Genomic DNA, 18,749 nt, shown 5'->3' on the forward strand with positions numbered 1-18,749 from the left:
GAGGGCACAAAAAACAACAAAGACATCGCTGGGGAGAAGACAATGAAGAAGGCCATCTGGGCCGGGCTGCTCGGTATTCTCGCTCTCACCGGCGTCGCCCGCGCCGATGACTATCCTTCGCATCCCATCACCGTCATCGTTCCCTTCGCCGCCGGCGGCCCGTCGGATGCGATGGCGCGCGTGCTCGCCGAGCGAATGCGTGTGACGCTCGGCCAGCCGCTGGTGATCGAGAATGTCACCGGCGCGGGCGGCTCGATCGGCGTCGGGCGCGCCGTGCAATCGGCGCCGGACGGCTACACGATCTCCTTCGGCCATCTCGGCACCCATGTTGCCAACGGCGCCGTCTACAAGCTCAAATACGACCTCGTCGCCGATCTCGAGCCGGTGGTGCTGCTGCCGAGCAATCCGATGATCGTCGTCAGCAAGAACGCGGTGCCCGCGACCTCGCTGAAGGAGCTCATCGAGTGGCTGAAGTCACGGCCGTCGCCGCCGACCGCCGGCACCGCCGGCGCAGGCTCCGGCAGCCATATCGCGGGTGTCTATTTCGAGAGCGTCAGCGGTATCAAGCTGCAATACGTGCCGTATCGCGGCACGGCGCCCGCGCTGAACGATCTCATCGCCGGCCAGATCGACGTCATCATCGATCAGACCTCCAACTCCATCAACCAGGTCCGCGCCGGCACGATCCGCGCCTATGCCATCACCGACGACAAGCGGCTCTCGTCGGCGCCGGACATTCCGACGGCAGCCGAGGCGGGGCTGAAAGGCTTCAACATGACGTTGTGGTCGGGCCTGTGGGTGCCGAAGGGCACGCCGAAGGAGATCGTCACCAAGCTCAATGCGGCCGCCGTGGAAGCGCTGAACGATCCCGCCGTGAAGAAGCAGCTCGAAAGCCAGGGCCTCGAGATGACGCCCAAGGATCAGCTCACGCCCGAAGCGCTCGGCGCCCGCCAGAAGGCGGAAATCGCAAAATGGTGGCCGATTATCAAGGCCGCCGACATCAAGGTGGATTGAGGCGGATTGCCTCTTCGGACGCGGCCACAACGTCAAGTGGCCGCACCCCGTGGAACAATCAGGTTCACGCGGCGCCGCGTTACGTTTTGGCTTCGCTGTGCTTCGACAGGGCCGCCTCCAGACATTTGATCAGAACCGGCGTGGAAAACGGCTTCGCGAGAAAGCAGATGGCGCCAGCTTTCAGCGCGCGGTCGCGCACGGCATCGTCGGGAAAGGCCGTCATGAAGATGAACGGCGTGCGGTGACCAAGGCCGCGCATATGCATCAGGAGATCAACGCCGCTCATGACCGACATCTGCACATCCGCTATCACGCAGGACGTCGTCCTCAGTTCGGGCGACTGGAGAAATTCGAGAGCGGAGCCAAAGATGTAGACGGTGTATCCCCGCGACGTCAGCAGATTGTTGGTCGCAAGGCGGACGGATGGATCATCGTCAATGACGGAAATGACCGAAGGGACTGACAAGATGATCGCTCCTGATCGGGGAGCGGCCGCGCGCGGCGCAGCCGCCCATCGGAAAATGGGCCCCTGGAGCGACCTTGGAAAGCATACTTAGGTTTGCACCTTTCCCCCCGGGCGTGGAATTCCGAGCACCTCGGTCATTCTGACGAGATCGGCCAATGACTTCGCACCCATTTTCCGCATGATCTGCCCGCGATAGATCTTGACGGTAATCTCAGCCAATCCAAGCTCGGCAGCGACTTGCTTGTTCATCAGGCCGGACGCAACCAGGGCGAGAATGTCGCGCTGACGCGGCGTCAGGCCTTCGAAGCGAGTCCGCACGCTCGACACCGACTTCTCGGCATCGCGCCGCTTGCGATCGCGTTCGATCGCAGCCTGGACCGCGTCCAGCATGTCCTGGTCGCGCACCGGCTTGGTCAGAAAATCGATGGCGCCACTCTTCATGGCCCGGACGGTCATGGGGATATCGCCGTGACCGGTGATGAAGATGATAGGCGTGCGAATGTCGGCCTTCACGAGGTCCGCCTGGAGGTCGAAGCCGCTCGAGCCGGGCAGGCGGATGTCGAGCACAAGGCAACTGGGGACCCCCGGCGGCTTGGCTTCCATGACCTCCGCCGCCGAGCCGAAGGCCTCCACCCTGAGGCCGACCGATTGGAAGAGATTGGTGAGCGCACGCCGCATCGACGGATCGTCATCGACGATAAGGACGATCGGATCATCGGCCCCCGCCTGTGCCTGCGCCTGCGTTGGCTTGGCGTGGTCGGTCACGACGCGGCCTCGTGTGGGAAGGGCAGGGCAATCTGGAATGTTGCACCGCTCCCCTCATTTGGAAATGCCGAAAGCCGGCCCGCGTGAGCCTCGATGATCGATCGGCAGATCGATAGTCCCATCCCCAGGCCGCTCGACTTTGTGGTGAAGAACGGCATGAACATGCGGTCTGTCACGTCGCTGTCAAGGCCGACACCGCGATCCGTCACGGTAAGGAGCAGGTGCTCGTCGCCGTCCCGACTGGAGCGAATTGCCAGCTCGCGCGGGAGCTCGACATTGGCTTGCATGGCTTCGATCCCGTTCATGACGAGGTTGATCAGCACCTGCTGGAGCTGGATCCGATCGCCGCAAATGCTGGGCAGGCCGGACGACAACTCCATCCGCACCGACACGGCATGGGTAGCGAGCTCGCGCCGAACGAGGGCCATCACCTCCCTCACGACCTGATTGATGTCGACTGGAACCATCTCGATCTCGGTCTTTTTCGCGAGCGCCCGGATCCGGCGGATCACCTCGCTGGCCCGATTGGCGTCCTCGACGATCCATTCCACGGAACGGCGCGCAGCATCCAGATCGGCCGGGTCGCGGCCGAGCCAACCGATACAGGCGTCGGCATTGGAAATGACGGCGGCGAGAGGCTGGTTGATTTCGTGGGCAATCGAGGCGGTGAGCTCGCCGAGCGTCGTGATGCGCGTGACATGAGCGAGCTCGGCTTGCGCTTTGCGCAGGGCATCTTCGGCCTGCTCGGTGCGGATCGCCGCCGTCACATCGCTGCTGACGCCCCGATAGCCGAGGAAGTTACCATTCTCGTCATGGAAGGGCTTGCCGCTGGTGCGCACGTAAATCTGAGATCCGTTGCGATCCCTGCTGCGGTAAACCAGGTCGCGGAACGGAAGGTGGGCATCGAGCGCCGCGCGATGCTGCTCCCATTTCTCGGGCTCGAACTCGGCGTCGGGCGGAATGTCCCAACGGGTCAGCCCGATCAAGCCCGTCGGCACCGGACTGGCCGTGTCGGCGTGTTCCGATATCCGGGTGATGCGGTGATCCGGTCCGGTCTCCCAAAACCAGTCCGATGCGGTTTCGGCATAGTCGCGGAAGCGCTGCTCGGATTGCTTGAGCTCGTCAAAGGCCTTTTGCAGTGCTTCTTTTGCGGCGAACTGCTCGGTGACGTCCACGTGCGTGCCGATGATTTCCATCACATCGCCATCGCCGCCTTTCACAGGATGTCCCTCCGTATGGACACGTCGTATCGAACCGTCCGGACGCGCAATCCGAAAGTCGATTTCGAAGGGCTCCCCCTGATGGATTGCGCGACGTTCCACGTCGGCAATTCGTCGAAAGTCATCGGAGAGGATCCGTTGCTGGAAAGCCCGCGCCGGGACATCGATCTGGTCCGGCTCAAATCCGAACAGGCGGTAGAGCTCAGCCGATCGGTAGGCAAACTCCTGACGACGCACGTCCCAGGCCCAGCTGCTCGTATGGCTGAGGCGCTGGGCTTCGGCCAGATAGGCCTCACTGCGGCGCAGCCTCTTCTCTGTTTCCTTTGCAATCGTGACATCGGTGACAGCGCCGGCGAACTCGATGCGCCCGGATGCACGTCTCACCGCGCGTGCCACGGAATGGAGATATTTGATGGATCCATCCGGCATCAACAGGCGATATTCATGGTCGAAATCCTCCGCCTCGCGGAAAGCTCGATCAAGGGTCTTGCGGACCGCATCGCGGTCCTCCGGATGGATGCGCTGAAACACGAAGCCCAGGTTCGGCTGCATGGCCGGGTCACATTGGAAAATGCGAAACGTTTCCCTCGACCAGAAGATCTCGTCGGTCGTGGGGCTCAAGCCGAAGCTGCCGGTGCGGCTCAGTTCCTGAGCCTGGGCGAGGTAGGCCTCGCTCTGCCGCAGCGCATCCTCCGCCTCCTTGCGCTGGGTGATGTTTTCGCAGGCGACCAGCACGACCGGCGTGCCGTCGCCGCGCAGCATCGCCTTGGCGTTTTCACGGACCCAGAGAACCGAGCCGTCCTTGCGGATCTTGCGAATCTCCCAGGTGTGCGACTGGTCCACGGTTTCCAGGCACAACCCTACGCATTGACGGACGAAGTCGCGGTCTTCCTCGAAAAAGACGTTCAGCACGGATTGGCCGGTCAACTCGGTCGCCGTGTAACCCAATTGTGCGGCGCCAAACGTGTTCACGTTGAGCACCGTCCCGGCCGGATCGACCATGAAATACATGACCGGATTATGCTCGAACACCTCGCGCCACTGCTTTACGGCGTCGCATAGATCGACGATGTCCTGTCGCGAGTCATCACCGTCCGCGGAACTGTCCTTCTCGCCGGTGCCGAAAGATCGAAGCGCCGCGAGGCCGCCGAGCAGCAATTGTGCGGCCGAATTACCAAATTTCGCGATTTGGCCAGGCATCATCGCGGGCGTCCCGGCTCGCAGGGGTCGAAGCAAGTAGAGCACTTTGCAATCAGGGGAGCAATTCCCTCCGACCAAAGTAGACTCCGCGCCGAAACTCGCGGCAGCCGTGCAGCCTGCCGGCCTTGCGCCGTCTCGTTGCGAAGGTGCGGCGAAGGCCCGGAAAACTACGGGACAAACCTACGTATAGCTCGCGCATCCCAAGTCATAGCGCACATTTACCTCCGTACAATTGAGTCGTCCGTTGCATGCGGATTAGTCTCACAACCATCGAAGGGACGCGATGTGCAAGGCCACAAGCCGGCGATTAGCTCGATGTGCTGCCGATAGCTCCGCGTCCATTGCCCGACTTGCCGCACGATTGGCTGGTCGCGATTGAGAGGCCGCATTTCACTAACGAGCGTGGATGGCCGGGCGTCAGCGTACGCGCGAAGCCACGACCATGAGAGCCGGGAGGAGAGCATGATGTGCGATACGCCTGAACACTCCGAGCGTGGCCCTGCTGCAAAGGCCTGCGCTGTCTGTAGCGGCAAGTTTGGCCTGATCCGATATTATTCGTGGCGAGCGCCGCTGTGCTCCAGAAAATGTCTCGATCGCTTCAGGGCGCGCCGCGAACGCGACCGCCGATGGTTGTTTCGATTTCAGGCGGCATGAGGATTAGCCCTTCGATCGGCTCCATTCGGCAATTCTGAACCGGAGGCTGCGTGCTGAACCGTGCTTGCAAGCTCCTCTTGATGATCGCGCTGCCGCTTCCGTTGGTAACGGGGGTGAAGGCCGACGAGCTCGGACAGGATGGTGCACATCGTCATCATCCGCTCCAGGATCAGCTCCTGCACGAGAAGTTCTATTCCAGCTGGCACATGCCCGATAATCCTGTGCTCAGCTGCTGCAACAGTGCGGATTGCTACCCGACCGAGGTGCGATACGTCGACGGCCGGATCTACGCGCGGCGCCGGGAAGACGGGAAGTACATCCTCATTCCATCCCAGAAGGTCGAGCGAAACAGGGACAATCCCGACGGCCGCAACCATCTTTGCGCGCCGCCGCCGTCCGCCTCTCTGGTCGACACGGTCTACTGCTTCGCGTTGGGAGGTGCCACGTGAGATTCATATTGGTGAACGGCAGGACCCCTTTCCGCAAGACGTTCTGTCTATGGTGCTGCGAGGAGATCAGTGGCGGTTATCTGCGCGACGCGAAGACGCTGCTGCCCTATTGCGGCTACGAGTGTTACGCGCTCCATCACGAAGCGGCGCCGTTGATCGAGAGGCGAGCGCAAGCGGCGTCTTGAGCTGACGGGTGGGCGAAGCGCATCGGCCGATGCGACTGCTGGCAGGGGAGGACAGGACGTTGAAATTCATGCTCGTCAACCAGGACCAACCGCGCCATGGCGTCACTTGCAGCGCGTGCGCCCGGCCGCTGGGCTCGAGCTACGTCCGGCATGTGTCCACGCAACGGCAGTACTGCGAGTATGATTGCTACCGCAGATATCAGCAGACGAGCATGGAAGCGCTCTGGCCTTACCGCAGTTCGCTCGAGATGGTCACGGTGTTGGCGGCCATTTCGAGCTGGAGCTGGATGATGCAATTCGGCGCGCTCTCGGGCGCGCTGACGGAAGCATTTCTGCGCGCGCACGAACCTTCTGACCACGGAAGGAGGTGACGGCTAGCCTAACGATGCGGGCCGCGCAGAGTCGGCGGCCGCAGTCACTGCATCCAGCTTCGCGCCGCGTCCAGCCCCGGCGTTGCGAAGCTAGGGCGCGGCGGCTGCGGCCGCTGCCGTGGGTGCCGCGCTGACTTCGTGCGTCGTGACGCGTTGCTCGGACTTCGCCGTGGCTGTGCCGCTGCCCTCGAACCGGGCGCGGTAGACCAGCACATTCTCCATCACGCGCTGGACGTAGTTGCGCGTCTCCGACAGCGGGATGCGCTCGACCCAGTCGACCGGATCGACCTTGGGGTCGCGCGGGTCGCCGCGCGCCTGCACCCATTCGCGCACCCGGCCGCGGCCGGCATTGTAGCCCGCGAAGGTCATGATCTGGTCGCCGCGATATTCCGACAGCAGCGCGCTGAGCTCGGCCGCGCCCATCTGCGTGTTGTAGACGGGATCGGACACCATCCTGTCCCAGTCATAGGTCAGGCCAAAGCGTCTTGCGGTATCGCGGCCCGCCTCCGGGGTCACCTGCATCAGCCCGACCGCGTTGGCGGCAGACTTGTCGCGCTGGTCGAACGAGCTTTCGGTGCGCGCCACCGAATAGATCACGCTGGTCTCGATTGCGGGCGCGACCTGCTTGTGCTCGGGAATGCCGATGGTCGGGAAGGCGTAATGGTCGAGCGCAAGCCCGCGCGCCAGCGCCGACTTGCCGACCTCCAGCATCACGCGCGCATCGTTGCGCCGGCCGGCGAGCTCGCCGAGCGCTTCCAGCGCTGCGACGTCGGTGCTCTCCTTGGCAAAATCCTCGGCGTAATAGAACACCATGTCGCGCTCGCCGATGCCGTAGAGCATCTCGGCGGCGCGGACGCGCTCGTCCGCGGGCTGCGTGTCGGCCGCGGCCAGCACGGGCGAGGGCGGGCGCAGCTCGATCCCGTCGACGCCGAGCCTGGCGCGTGCGAGCTGGCCGTAATAGGCGGTCGGATAGCGCGCCGCGGCCTGATAGCTCATGCGGGCATCCGCCGTCGCCCCCATCGCCTCGGCCGCGCGGCCGCGCCAGTAATGCGCACGCGACAGCGCGATCGGATTGGCCGAGCCTTCGTCGATCGCGGCGAAATGCACCATGGCCGCCTTGGGATCGTCGAGATAGCGCAGCGCGATCCAGCCGCACATGAAGTGGTAGTCGACGCGATAGACTTCCATCGCGGGCACCGCCGCCGCACGCACCACGTCGTAGGCGGTCTTGAACTTGCCCTGGTCGAGCAGCTTTCGCGCGAGCAGGCGCCGCTCGCGCCACCAGGCATCGGTGTCCTGGGCCGCCATCATGTCGGGCGCGGCGGCGAGGATCACCTCGGCGGCGTCGTCGATGCGGTCGTTCTGGAGATGCCACTGCGCGCGGCAGAGGACGTAGCCAAGATCGCGGCGTGCTTCGGTCGAGACGTCCTCAAGATAATCCTTGGCCTTGTTGGCCTTGCCGGTGACGGCCGAGCAGGCCTTGACGATCGCGAGCGCGTCTTCGCCGAGCCGCTTGGCCGCGCGCCTTGCACCGGCGTAGTCCTTGGCGCCGAGGCGCTTGTCCATGCGGGCGCGATGATCGTCAGCGGTCAGGAGATCGCGGAACGCCTCGTAGGAATCCTCCTCGCTGCGCTCGGACAATTCGTCCGTGCGCCAGGCCTCGCGCACCAGGCGCGTAGCCCTGTCATTGTCGCCTTCACCCAGGAGCACGCGGGCGAGCGCGAACTTGCCCTTGGCGCTGGTCGGCCGGTCCATCGTGAATTTGTGCACGGTCGCCGCGTCGCTCTTCTCCTGCCACAGCCGCGCTTCGGCGCGGCGGCGGAGCAGGGCGCTGCTCGGCCAGTCCGGATTGGCGGCGAGGAAGGCGGCGTACCGCTTGAAGGGTGCTGTGCTCTCGGAATGGCGGAGCATGAACCAGTCGGCGAGCTTCTGTCCGGCCGGATCGGCAATGCGGTCGCGCGCGGCGCTCGCATCGTCGGTCTTGCCCTTGCGCGCGAGATCGATGGCGTCCTTCAGCGCGGCGAGGTCGCCGGTGAGCGGCGGCGGCGCCGGCTTGTCCGAGGGCTCGTCGTCCTTCTTGGGCTTGCGCTTGGCGTCGGCATGCTTGCCGTGGCGCGACTTCGCGGCAGCGTGACGCTGCTCGCCGCCGGCTTTCGTCTCATGCGTTTTCTTTGACGCCGACGATTTGTGACTGCTCTTCGCTGCCAACTCGGCAGGAAGAAGGGCCAATGCGGCCACGGCAACGACACACGCGAGCGAGCGTAGGCACTGGTTCATTCGATGGTCCCCCTGCGAAACCACTACAAACCAAGGTCCGCGACGACATGCGGCTTGAGAATCAAAGACGACACCCAAAACGATGCCACGACATCGTTTCGCAGTCCTCACGCTCCTTCAACAATGCGGCAAAATACCGATGGGAACTCGGGAACTTCCGAAATGGCGGAAAGGTAATGCCTTCAACCTTTGTTAACGAATGGGGCTCGCGCGACGGTTGCGCGCGGTCAGGGGCGTCGCGAGGGCCAGATTGCGCGTGTTCCCGCCGCCAAAACCGGTGTATTGAGTTCCCAACCGGTCCTTTCAGCTCTTACCCCCACCGCTCATGCCACTTTTCAACCAGTCGATCAGGCGCAAGATCGTCGGGATCGCCCTCGGATTGATCGTCCTGATGCTGGTCACCGCGATTCTTTCGATGGTGATGTCGAGCCAGGTCGGTGTCCTGCTCGACGAGCTGACCGATCGCTACATTCCGGCCTACGGCCATCTGGCGCGCGCCAACATCCGCTCGCTGGAGCGCTCGGTGGCGCTGCGGCGGATGGTCATGATGAAGATGCAGGCCCCCTCGGAGGAGGAGGCCTATGCGGCGCGCCTGCGCGAATTCGAGGAGGCCGATCGGAAGATCGACGAGGAAGGCGAGGCCGCGCGCACGCACATCAACGCGATCATCGACGACAAGAGGACGCCTTCCGACAATGCCGGGCTGGCGCGGATCGAGACCCGCATCGAAACCGCTCTCACCGAGCTGCGTCACGACATGAATGAGGACCACGCAAAACTCCTCAAGCAGGTCGAAGGCAAGCAGATGACGGAGGCGCGCGGGACCCTGGAGCATCTCGACACCATACGCGACCAGTTCAACCAGAAGATCGACGCGATCCGCGCCGACATGCTGAAGCAGGTCTTCGCCAGTACGGCGACAGTGATCGGTCGCCAGCGCCAGGCGATGATCATTTCGGGCATCGTCACCATCCTCGCGGCGGTGGTCGGATTTGCTTTCGCGCTCCTCGTCTCCAGTGGCATCACGCGACCGGTGCGGCTGTTGCTCGCCGGCACCCGCGAGGTCGAGGCGGGCCGCTTCGACAAGACCATCACGGTCTCGACCCAGGACGAGATCGGCGAACTCGCCGCCGCCTTCAATCGCATGATCGAGCAGCTGCGGCACAACGAGCGGATCCGTGAGACCTTTGGCCGCTATATCGATCCCAAGGTGGCGCAGGGGCTGATCGACCGCCCGGAGGTCGCCATCGACGGCCAGCGCCGGGTGATGACCATCATGTTCTCCGACATGAGCGGCTTCACCTCGATGAGCGAGGGCATGACCCCGCGCGGACTCGTCAAGGTCATGAACCACTATTTCACGGTGATGTCCGCGCCGATCCGGAGCCATCGCGGCGTTATCGATAAATATATCGGCGATGCCATCATGGCCTATTGGGGCCCTCCCTTCATTGAGGAGGACGAGCCGGCGCTGTTCGCCTGCTACGCCGCCATCGACATGGCCGATGAGGTGCCGGCGTTGCAGAAGCAATTGCCTGACCTGCTTGGTATCCGCGCCATGCCAGGCCCTTGCGATCTGCGCATCGGGATTGCCACCGGCGAGGTCCTGACCGGCAGCATCGGCTCCGAGCTGATGATGAGCTTCACCGTGATGGGCGATGCCGTGAACCTCGCTTCGCGGCTCGAACTGGTCAACAAGATCTACGGCACGCGGATCCTGATCGCGCAGGCCACGGCGGACGCGATCGGCTCGAACCTCGAGCTGCGCGAGATCGATCGTCTGGCGGTGGCCGGCCAAAGCGCATCGCAGGCCATTTTCGAGGTGATGAGCAAGGCGCACGGGCTCAGCGTCCCGCAGGAGAGCCTGCGCGCGCGCTACGCCGAAGGCCTCGCCGCCTACCGCGCGCAGCGCTTCGACGAGGCTCGCGCCGCGTTCAATGCAGCGCTCGAAGCCGTGCCCGGCGACGGTCCCTCGCGCACGCTGCTCGGCCGCATCGCGCAGTTCGAGGCCAATCCGCCGGACGCAGCTTGGGATGGTGCCTGGCGGCTGGAGCAGAAATAGCCGTTCTTGCTGGGCTTGCACCGCCCTTGCTGGAAAAAACGTTTCTACTCGATAACGATGTTCGCCGTGACCTATTTCTCAGGCTTAGGTTTGACGTCCCTTGTGGCGTTTGATGGGGACACGCCGATGACAGAACTTCATGACAGGCTGGAACGGTTCGAGACGCTCACCGCCGAATGCGAGCTGATTGCCAAGCTCGCCACCGACAGCACCAAGCGCGAGTTCTATCTGAGACTCTCGGAGCAGTATCGTCAGCTGGCGGTGGATATGCGGAAGGCGATCGCGACCAAGGCCGCGGCCTGACGCCGCCTGCAATCCGTTCTTAATGTTTGGCGCGCATCCTTTGAGGATGCGAGCGTCGCGATCATGATTGCTCGCATTGGGAATGCCGAGGTCCGTTGCGGTGCAGCGCATCTCGCTGACGTCGCTTTGCCGCTCCTCACCAGGGCAATCCCATGCGCCTTCTCGCAGTCCTCATCTTCGCGCTCATGACGGCCGCCTGCAACCAGGAGCAGGACATCACCGGCTCGACCCCGGTCTGTGCGATGCGGAACTACAGCTCCTACAATCCCCGCGACATGAACCAGTGCGTTGCCGCCTGCAAGGCGTGCGACCACGGCAACACCGTCACCTGCACCACGTCATGCACCCTCAAGGGTGCCCACTGAGCGGCGGCGCTGGCTGGAGCTAGCGCCGAGGGTGCTCGGGCACCGGAACGATTCACATGGGTTAGTCATTGAAGCGGCAGGCAGGACGCGGAGTCCTATGGAATGGGTATGCTCGATCCCGGTCGGTTCCTGGTGTCGTGCTCGCATTGCGATGCATGGCCGATGGCGGCCAACGTCAAACGTTCGAGCTGGTCTTCGTCGCCGCACGAGGTCCGCTTCGTATGCCCGCGCTGTCGCCGCGAGGAGACCGCCATCAGCTCGGCCTCCGGTGAGCTGACCCCGATCCGGCGCATCGACGCTCCGCTGCGCGACGTCACCGCGGCCTGGGCTCAGGCCCAGCGGCCAAGAGGTCGGGCGTAGCCCGCCCGTCACAGGACCAAGAGATCGGGCGTAGTCGGTTCTGCGCAACGCCTTGCGCGGTCCGTTTTGGAACCCGGCCTACGCCGACGCGTTTCCGCTCCGACATCAACGCATCGAGGCCCTGCGAATGATCAGCGAGCATTTCGACACCCGCACCCGGATCAACATGAAGCTGGCGCTGGATCGGGTCTGCCGCAATCGCCCGGTCGGCGAGGACCATTGCTTTCGCAGGTCCGTTGCCGAGAACATCATCCGCTGCGCGCTCACAGGCCGCACCGGCATCGGCCAGCTCGTCGATGCCGGCGAGCGGGCGATGATCAGGACGCGTTCGGAGCGGGAGCCGGCCTGATTGCGCCGGCTCAATCTCCGGTGCGGCGCTCTGACCGTGATGCAACCGGCCGATTGACTCTTCGCTTGCCCGCCCCGTAGATTGGCCGGTGACGGTTCTCCTCACGGAGATCAAAAGGGAACGTGGTGCGAGGTTTTCCCGATACCGGGATATTCTCAACGCCACGGCTGCCCCCGCAACTGTAAGCGGTGAATCTTTCGTCATATGCCACTGGGAATCTCGGTCCTGGGAAGGCGACGTAAGGTAACGACCCGCGAGCCAGGAGACCTGCCGTCAGCCGTGGTCACACGCGAAGATGTCGGTCGGGGAGTACAGACATTAGCTTCACCGGAGCAATCGAACGCTCCGCCGTGAAACCTCGTTCGCTGTGACGTGCCACTGACGTCATACCGAGGTTACAAGAGTGTCCCGTATTGTCTTTGCCGCCAGGCGCTTCCGCGCCGGCGTTGTCGCGTTCGTTTCCCTGTATTCGCTCGATCTGTCCATCGCCCGGGCCCAGCAGTCGGCATCGCCCGATCTGCTGCCGCCGGTCGAGGTCGCGCCGGACCGAGCGTGCGGCCAAGCCGCGAGCCGCGCGGCCGCCCGACCAGCCCGAGCAGCGGCGCGTCGCTCGGCTGCCGAAGCCCGAGCTGGTGCCGGCGTCGTCTCCGGTTGCCGGGGTATCCGCGGCCAACCTGTTTCCGACGGTCGTCGTCAGTCCGACGGGCGTTGTCACTCCGACCAATCTGGTTGCGAGCTCGGTGACGGTTCTGACCGCCAGAGACATAGAGCGCGATCAGCGCCGGACCGCATCCGATGCGCTGAGCGCGGTTCCTGGCCTGAACCTCGTGCAGACCGGCGGTCCGGGCGGACAGACGTCGATCTTCATGCGCGGAACGAATTCCAACCACACCAAGGTCCTGATCGACGGCATCGATGTCAGCGATCCCGGCAACCCGAACCGTTCGTTTGATTTCGGCCAGTTGCTCACCTCCGACATTCAGCAGATCGAAGTCCTGCGCGGTCCGCAGGGCGGTCTCTACGGCGCAGACGCGCTGGGTGGCGTGATCTCCATCGTGACGAAGAAGGGCGACGGTCCCGCCCGCGCCACCGGCTCGGTCGAGGGAGGCTCGTTCGGAACGTTCAATCAAACTGCAGGTCTGAGCGGCTCACAGGACCACTTCAACTATGCCTTCAACGTCGCGCATTTCCACGCGAACGACGTGCCGGTGACACCGGTCGAATTGCTGCCGCCGGGGCAGAAGGCGATCGGCAACTATTACGACAACATGACCTATTCGACGAAGCTTGGCGCCGAATTGAGCGAAAACCTCACGCTCAACGGCGTGGCGCGGTACACCGACGCCACCCTGCGCTTTACCGGAGACACCTTCGATCCCGTCACATCCGCGAGCTTTCCCGCGGCCGCGCAAAGCACGCAGACGGTGCACCAGCTCTTCACGCGCGGGGAGGCGGTCTGGTCCGCTCTCGACGACCGGATGAAAAGCTATTTCGGCGTCAACTACACCAATCACTGGAACTACAACATCTCGCCCGGCGACGCGATGGCCACGATCACGACCGGCGACCGCGTCAAGTATGATTGGCACACCACGACCCAGCTCGCGCCCAACAACAATGTCATCATTGGCGCGGAGCATGAGACCGAAACACTGCAAACGGCGACGGTTTCGGCGCAAAACGTCAACAAGGCCGGATATATGGAGCTGCAGTCCCAGTTCCGGGATCGCATCTTCTTCACGGCCAATGTCCGGCAGGACGACAACGAGCGGTTTGGAGAGCATCCGACCTTTCGTCTGGCGTCTGCCGTGATCGTGCCGGTCACGGATACGAAGTTCAAGGGAAGCTACGGCACGGGGTTCAAGGCGCCGACGCTCAACCAGCTTTACGTCAGCTTTCCCGCGTTCTTCTTCTTTGCAAATCCCAACCTCAGGCCCGAGGAAAGCGTCGGATACGACGCCGGCTTCGAGCAACCCTTGTTTGGCGATCGTGTCCGCTTCGGGTCGACCTACTTCCGTAACAACATTACCGACCTGATCCAGAGCACGTTCGATCCCGTGACGTTCACGAGCACCAACACCAATATCGGCAAGGCGATCACGGAGGGCACGGAGAGCTTCGTCGCGGCTGCGATCACCGACCGGCTTCGCGTTCGTGCCGACTACACTTTTACCCGCGCAGTGGATGCAACGGCGGGACTGGAGCTGCTGAGGCGTCCGAAGGAGAAGTGGAGCGCAAATGTCATCTGGAATCCGATCGACCCGCTCACATTGTCCGCAACAGTGTTGCACGTCGGGAGTTTCGTCGATGGCAACCGCGACTTCAGCATTCTGCGTCTGCTGGCTCCGGCCTACACTGTCGTCAACGTCGCAGCCGAATATCTGGTCACCGACCAGGTGAAGGTGTTCGGCCGGGTCGATAATCTCGCCAATGTGCACTATCAAAATCCGACCGGCTTTCTGCAGCCGGGACTGGGCGTCTATGGCGGCATTCGCCTGGCGAATTACGACGTCAGATAGTGAGAGAGAGAAGCCTCATGACGACGGCCGATCCGCTCATGGACCCGATCGCAAGCCAGCTTGCCGACGCTGAGGCCGGCTGGAGCGTCGGCACGTTCGGTGCCATTGCCGAGTTCACACGCGAGCCCGGTGAGGCCTTCGATATGGAGCAGTCTCGCAACGGGATCAGCGCCGTGACGCAGAAGGGTGGGATACGCGTTGTCTCCCACCCGGATCTGCGCCTGATCGCATCGGAATCGCCGACCACGGAGAGCTGGAGCCACCGCATCGCGCTGTGTCTTCCGCATGAAGCCAGCGCCATGAGTGGTCGTACCGTGTTGACCGAGCTCGGTCCGGATGTCGAGGCGCTCCTGACGAGGGATCGCAGCGGCATCCTGTTCGACCTTGGTCTCGGAACGTTGCAGATCGACGCCTGCATCCGCGTCAGCGATGCCGATGCCGTCGCCGCACTCAGGAGCCGCACGGGCCAATCCGTGTTCGCGCCCGAAAGCGATGCCATGCGGATCATTCTGGCCGCCAATCCGCACCGCGTCTTCATCAGCCGCATCGGGCGCGCCGAGGTATTCCAGCGGATCCCGCCGCCGGGTGGGCGAAGCCCTGACGGCCCGCACACCCACGTTCTGCCAAAGCTGCTCACGCATCGCCGCACCCATGCCGCCACCGAGCCGCTACCTGAGGGGTGGATCCCCTGCGCGCATCTCTATCCTGCCCATCCGCTGCGCGATCAGCTCGGCCGCAAGCGCGCTTTCCGGCCGGATCATCACGCAGCCTTCCAGGCGCTGCTCGAACTCTATGGGCTGCCGGAGCTAACGGTGTGCAAGAGGGCCGTGGTCGAGGCGGTCGCGAAGGGGCGGGGACCTGAGATGGTGACGCTTCCGCCCGATCGCACGGCGCGCGCCACCGTTCGCGTGGCCTTGCGCCAATTGGCGGCCATGGAGCCGCACACGGCGGCACTCGCCGCCTGGCTTGCCGCCTACGACCGGCGCGATCCAGCCGAGACTGAAGATCCCATGGAGGCTCTTCACTGAGTCAGACGTGATGCCGCGTTTCAGCAAAAAATGTGCTACAAATCCCACAAGGAGATCGTTCCATGACTGTCACCATCCTGCCGCCCCACGCCGACCGTTTCCGCCTTCATCCGGTCGCGTCGCGCCTCGCGCCGATGTTCTGCTTCGCGCTGCTGACGGTGTCATGCGCGCTCGCGAGCTTCGCGCTTGCCTGCGCGACGCCGTTTGCGGCGTTCGCCGTCGTTGCCGCCGCGATGCTGCCGATGCGTCCGGCGCTGCTCGTCGTCACCGGCGCCTGGCTCGTGAACCAGACCATCGGCTTCGGCGTGCTGCATTATCCCATTGATGGCAGCACCATCGCATGGGGCTTTGTCATCGGTGCTGCCGCGTTGCTGTCGACCGCGGCGGCATCGACCGTCCTCCGCCTGCTGCCGCAGGGCCGCACGCCGCTGATGCTGGCCATCGCGCTCGTCGCCGCCTACGCCGCCTATGAGCTCGCGCTGCTTGCCGCGACGCCGTTCCTTGGCGGAGAGGGCGCGTTCACTGCGGCCATCGTGACGCGCATCGGGCTGACCAGCGCCGTCTGGCTCGCCGGCCTCGTCGCCGCCTGCGAGATCGTCCGCCTGGTCGATCCGTTCGGGCGCGCGATGCGGAACGCGTAGGACGCCTCCGGAGTCTCCAGGTCCGGTCGTTGCGATGACCGGACTTTGTGTCCCACCACCGCAGGGCACCGCGCTTCAGGCTGCGCTCAGCGTGCGGTCCGGAACGCAAGTTCGCGCAGCCGAGGCAGGGCGGTGTTGCGGTTGTCGCTGCGCCAGATCGCATGGAGCTCGGCGAAGACCGATGGTCCGAGCCTGATCGGGCGAAACACGACGTTGTCGAAACAGGCGTTGCGTGTTTCGTCCGGGACGATCGCAAGGCCGAGACCTGCGCTGACCAGCGACAGGATTGCCTGTGCCTGACTCATCGATTGCACGACCTGGGGCCGGATGCCATTGGCGTCGAACGCCGCCGTCAAGAGCGTGCGCATATATGGACCGCCCGACGAATACATGATGAAGGGCTGGCCCTCGAGATGCGACAGCTCCGGCCGGCGTCGCACCGCGAGCGGATGGTCAAGCGGCAGCGCAAGGGCAAGCCCTTCACGGAAGACGCTGGCGCTTCTAATTGGCTTCTCCGTCTCGATCGGCCGAACCAATCCGAGATCGATCCGGCCCGACCTCAGTGCATCGAGCTGCTGGCGCGATGTCAGCTCCTCAAAGGTGATCTCGATATCCGGCAGTTCATCGCGAACTCGCGTTGCGAGCCAGGGCAAATAGCCGTACGTCGTCGCGCCGACGAACCCGATTGACAGCGCTCCACCGGCGAGCGACGCGGCCTGCCGGGCCGCTTTGACCGCATGCTCGCGCTGCTGAAGCATCGTGCGGGCCTCGCTCAGGAAGGCGCGTCCGGCCGCGGTCAGCCTGACCGATCGGCTGGTGCGCTCGAGCAGCTTGACGGCGAGCGTTGCCTCCAGGATCTGGATCTGCCGGCTGAGCGGCGGCTGCGTCATATTCAGCCGCTTGGCGGCACGACCGAAATTCAGCTCATCGGCCACCGCCACGAACGCGCGTACCTGTCCGAACTCGATCATTGATACCTTTTCTGGATCAATTAAATCCAAAAATGAGTTTAGACCTGAATTGATCGCTGATCTAGCTTTCTCGCGTCCGGTCGTCGCTGGCGTTCCGGACATCCACGGTCGCCGAAGGCGGCCGGGCAAACAAAATCGGGAAAGAGGGGAGCAGCGTGGCCACGGAGCAGAAGCCGTCCGCACGGACGCATTATCGTTTCGTCACCCTGGCGTTGATCACCGTCCTGCTCGCGCTCAGCAGCGGCGACCGGGCGACGCTATCGATCGCCGGGCCGAACATGTCGAAGGCGCTCGGCATCACGCCGGTCGAGCTCGGCTGGATGTTTTCGGCGTTCGCGTGGGCCTATGTCCTTGCGCATCTTCCCGCTGGCTGGATCGCGGATCGGCTCGGTGCGAAGCAGACCATTTTGGGCGGATTGATCCTGTGGTCGCTCGTCACCTTCCTCATGAGCTGCGTCGGCTGGGCCAGCTACCCGTTCCTGGTGATGCTGATCCTGCGCTTCATGCTCGGTGTCTTCGAGTCGCCTGTCGGCCCGGCGGCCGGGCGTATCATCGCGGCGTGGTTTCCGTCCGCGGAGCGCGGCGTCGCGGGCGCCATTTTCAACAGCGCCCAATATGTCTCGCTCGTCCTCTTCACGCCGCTGATGGGCTTCCTCGATCATCGCTTCGGCTGGGAGCACATCTTCGCCGTCATGGGCGTATTGGGCTTCGCGCTCGCGGCAGTCTGGGCCGTTGCGTACTATCCGCCGACCCGGCACCCGAGGATAGGTGCTGCGGAGCTTGCTCATCTGCATGATGGAGGCGCGCTGGTGGATCTCGGCGGCGCTTCGCCGACGGCAGCAGCGGTGCAGGGGCCGCGATGGTCCGACCTCGCCGAGCTGTTCAGGAGCCGCATGCTGGTCGGCATCTTCCTGGCGCAATACGGCATCTCGTCCATCACCTGGTTCTTCGTGTCCTGGTTTCCGACCTACCTCGTCAAGGACCGCGGCCTGTCGGTGCTCGATGCGAGCCTGATCGCGACCATCCCCGCCATCTGCGGTTTCGTCGGCGGCGTTACGACAGGCTTTTTCACCGACTGGCTGTTCAAGCGCACCGGTTCGCTCAGCATCGCGCGCAAGACCCCGATCACGATCGGCCTCGTCATGACGGTCCTGATCATCGGCTGCAACTACACGAACTCCACGGTCCTGATCACCGTGCTGATGAGCGCGGCCTTCTTCGGCAAGGGTTTTGGCTCGCTGGGCTGGACGGTCGTCGCCGACACCGCGCCCAAGGAGGTGATCGGACTCACTGGCGGCGTCTTTAACGCCGTCGGCAACACCGCCGGAATCGTGACGCCTGTTGCGATCGGCTACATCCTCTCCGCCACCGGATCGTTCAACGGAGCGCTGCTGTATGTCGGCCTGCATGGGCTGCTGGCCGTGCTCTGTTACTGGGTCATCGTCGGGCCCATCGAGCGTCTCGTCATTCGCGAAGGCAGCGGGCTGATCCGCTCCGCGTCGGTCGCTGCCGAATGACATCATTTCCCGCAAATCCACCTCGATAGGAGA

18 protein-coding genes and 1 riboswitch are annotated in these 18,749 nt (G+C 63.9%); of the genes, 13 read left to right on the forward strand and 5 right to left on the reverse strand.

The features are described from left to right. Positions 1-42 precede the first annotated feature (42 nt). Positions 43-1,014, forward strand: coding sequence for a tripartite tricarboxylate transporter substrate binding protein BugD (locus AB7531_RS20945; RefSeq protein WP_063983086.1), 972 nt, complete (start codon positions 43-45; stop codon positions 1,012-1,014). 79 nt (positions 1,015-1,093) lie between these two features. Here AB7531_RS20945 and AB7531_RS20950 read toward each other — a convergent pair whose 3' ends face one another. The 3 genes from AB7531_RS20950 to AB7531_RS20960 form a co-directional block, all read right to left on the reverse strand. Continuing rightward, complete coding sequence (locus tag AB7531_RS20950; protein ID WP_063983087.1) at positions 1,094-1,480, reverse strand: response regulator transcription factor; 387 nt, start codon at positions 1,478-1,480, stop codon at positions 1,094-1,096. A gap of 87 nt (positions 1,481-1,567) precedes the next feature. Beyond that, the gene (locus AB7531_RS20955) at positions 1,568-2,245 is read right to left on the reverse strand and encodes a response regulator transcription factor (protein ID WP_063983088.1); all 678 of its coding nucleotides are present in this window, start codon (positions 2,243-2,245) and stop codon (positions 1,568-1,570) included. Beyond that, on the reverse strand, positions 2,242-4,668 hold the full coding sequence (locus AB7531_RS20960) for a PAS domain S-box protein (RefSeq protein ID WP_063983089.1): 2,427 nt from the start codon (positions 4,666-4,668) through the stop codon (positions 2,242-2,244). The genes AB7531_RS20955 and AB7531_RS20960 overlap by 4 nt, the downstream gene beginning before the upstream one ends. Before the next feature lie 701 nt (positions 4,669-5,369). On the opposite strand from AB7531_RS20960, the gene AB7531_RS20965 reads away from it, so the two are divergent. From AB7531_RS20965 to AB7531_RS20975, 3 genes are all read left to right on the forward strand, one after another. After that, positions 5,370-5,768 (forward strand): hypothetical protein, encoded by a 399-nt coding sequence (locus AB7531_RS20965; protein ID WP_014495024.1) that lies wholly within the window; start codon positions 5,370-5,372, stop codon positions 5,766-5,768. Then, positions 5,765-5,953: a hypothetical protein gene (locus tag AB7531_RS20970; protein ID WP_084795121.1), complete on the forward strand. Its 189-nt coding sequence runs from the start codon at positions 5,765-5,767 to the stop codon at positions 5,951-5,953. The genes AB7531_RS20965 and AB7531_RS20970 overlap by 4 nt, the downstream gene beginning before the upstream one ends. A gap of 68 nt (positions 5,954-6,021) precedes the next feature. Further along, on the forward strand, positions 6,022-6,324 hold the full coding sequence (locus tag AB7531_RS20975) for a hypothetical protein (protein ID WP_175618423.1): 303 nt from the start codon (positions 6,022-6,024) through the stop codon (positions 6,322-6,324). Positions 6,325-6,414: 90 nt separating this feature from the next. On the opposite strand, the gene AB7531_RS20980 is transcribed toward AB7531_RS20975, so the two are convergent. Further along, positions 6,415-8,601, reverse strand: coding sequence for a transglycosylase SLT domain-containing protein (locus AB7531_RS20980; RefSeq protein WP_441280050.1), 2,187 nt, complete (start codon positions 8,599-8,601; stop codon positions 6,415-6,417). A 325-nt stretch (positions 8,602-8,926) separates the two neighbouring features. Here AB7531_RS20980 and AB7531_RS20985 point away from each other — a divergent pair, with 325 nt between their 5' ends. The 8 genes from AB7531_RS20985 (at position 8,927) to AB7531_RS21020 (ending at position 16,228) form a co-directional block, all read left to right on the forward strand. Further along, on the forward strand, positions 8,927-10,663 hold the full coding sequence (locus AB7531_RS20985; RefSeq protein WP_063983091.1) for an adenylate/guanylate cyclase domain-containing protein: 1,737 nt from the start codon (positions 8,927-8,929) through the stop codon (positions 10,661-10,663). A gap of 126 nt (positions 10,664-10,789) precedes the next feature. After that, the gene (locus AB7531_RS20990) at positions 10,790-10,966 is read left to right on the forward strand and encodes a hypothetical protein (RefSeq protein ID WP_166341944.1); all 177 of its coding nucleotides are present in this window, start codon (positions 10,790-10,792) and stop codon (positions 10,964-10,966) included. A 152-nt stretch (positions 10,967-11,118) separates the two neighbouring features. Further along, positions 11,119-11,331 (forward strand): hypothetical protein, encoded by a 213-nt coding sequence (locus AB7531_RS20995; protein WP_063983092.1) that lies wholly within the window; start codon positions 11,119-11,121, stop codon positions 11,329-11,331. Positions 11,332-11,433: 102 nt separating this feature from the next. Then, complete coding sequence (locus AB7531_RS21000; RefSeq protein WP_063983093.1) at positions 11,434-11,691, forward strand: hypothetical protein; 258 nt, start codon at positions 11,434-11,436, stop codon at positions 11,689-11,691. Positions 11,692-11,818: 127 nt separating this feature from the next. Then, complete coding sequence (locus AB7531_RS21005; RefSeq protein WP_063986347.1) at positions 11,819-12,040, forward strand: hypothetical protein; 222 nt, start codon at positions 11,819-11,821, stop codon at positions 12,038-12,040. 75 nt (positions 12,041-12,115) lie between these two features. Beyond that, a riboswitch (cobalamin riboswitch) is annotated at positions 12,116-12,329 on the forward strand. 343 nt (positions 12,330-12,672) lie between these two features. Continuing rightward, positions 12,673-14,559, forward strand: a complete 1,887-nt coding sequence (locus AB7531_RS21010; RefSeq protein ID WP_245328422.1) for a TonB-dependent receptor plug domain-containing protein — start codon at positions 12,673-12,675, stop codon at positions 14,557-14,559. A 17-nt stretch (positions 14,560-14,576) separates the two neighbouring features. Continuing rightward, entirely contained in the window at positions 14,577-15,587 is a 1,011-nt protein-coding gene (locus tag AB7531_RS21015; protein WP_063983094.1) for a DUF6925 family protein, read from the forward strand. Between the two features lie 62 nt (positions 15,588-15,649). Next, a complete protein-coding gene (locus AB7531_RS21020; RefSeq protein ID WP_063983095.1) occupies positions 15,650-16,228 on the forward strand; it encodes a hypothetical protein in 579 nt (192 codons plus the stop codon). Between the two features lie 86 nt (positions 16,229-16,314). Here the strand turns inward: AB7531_RS21020 and AB7531_RS21025 are convergent, their stop codons facing one another. Continuing rightward, positions 16,315-17,199, reverse strand: a complete 885-nt coding sequence (locus tag AB7531_RS21025; protein ID WP_063983096.1) for a LysR family transcriptional regulator — start codon at positions 17,197-17,199, stop codon at positions 16,315-16,317. Between the two features lie 155 nt (positions 17,200-17,354). On the opposite strand from AB7531_RS21025, the gene AB7531_RS21030 reads away from it, so the two are divergent. Then, on the forward strand, positions 17,355-18,716 hold the full coding sequence (locus AB7531_RS21030; RefSeq protein WP_231142073.1) for an MFS transporter: 1,362 nt from the start codon (positions 17,355-17,357) through the stop codon (positions 18,714-18,716). Positions 18,717-18,749 lie beyond the last annotated feature (33 nt).

This window comes from Bradyrhizobium sp. 63_E2_N1_3, assembly GCF_052076005.1.
GTDB classification, from domain to species: domain Bacteria; phylum Pseudomonadota; class Alphaproteobacteria; order Rhizobiales; family Xanthobacteraceae; genus Bradyrhizobium; species Bradyrhizobium barranii.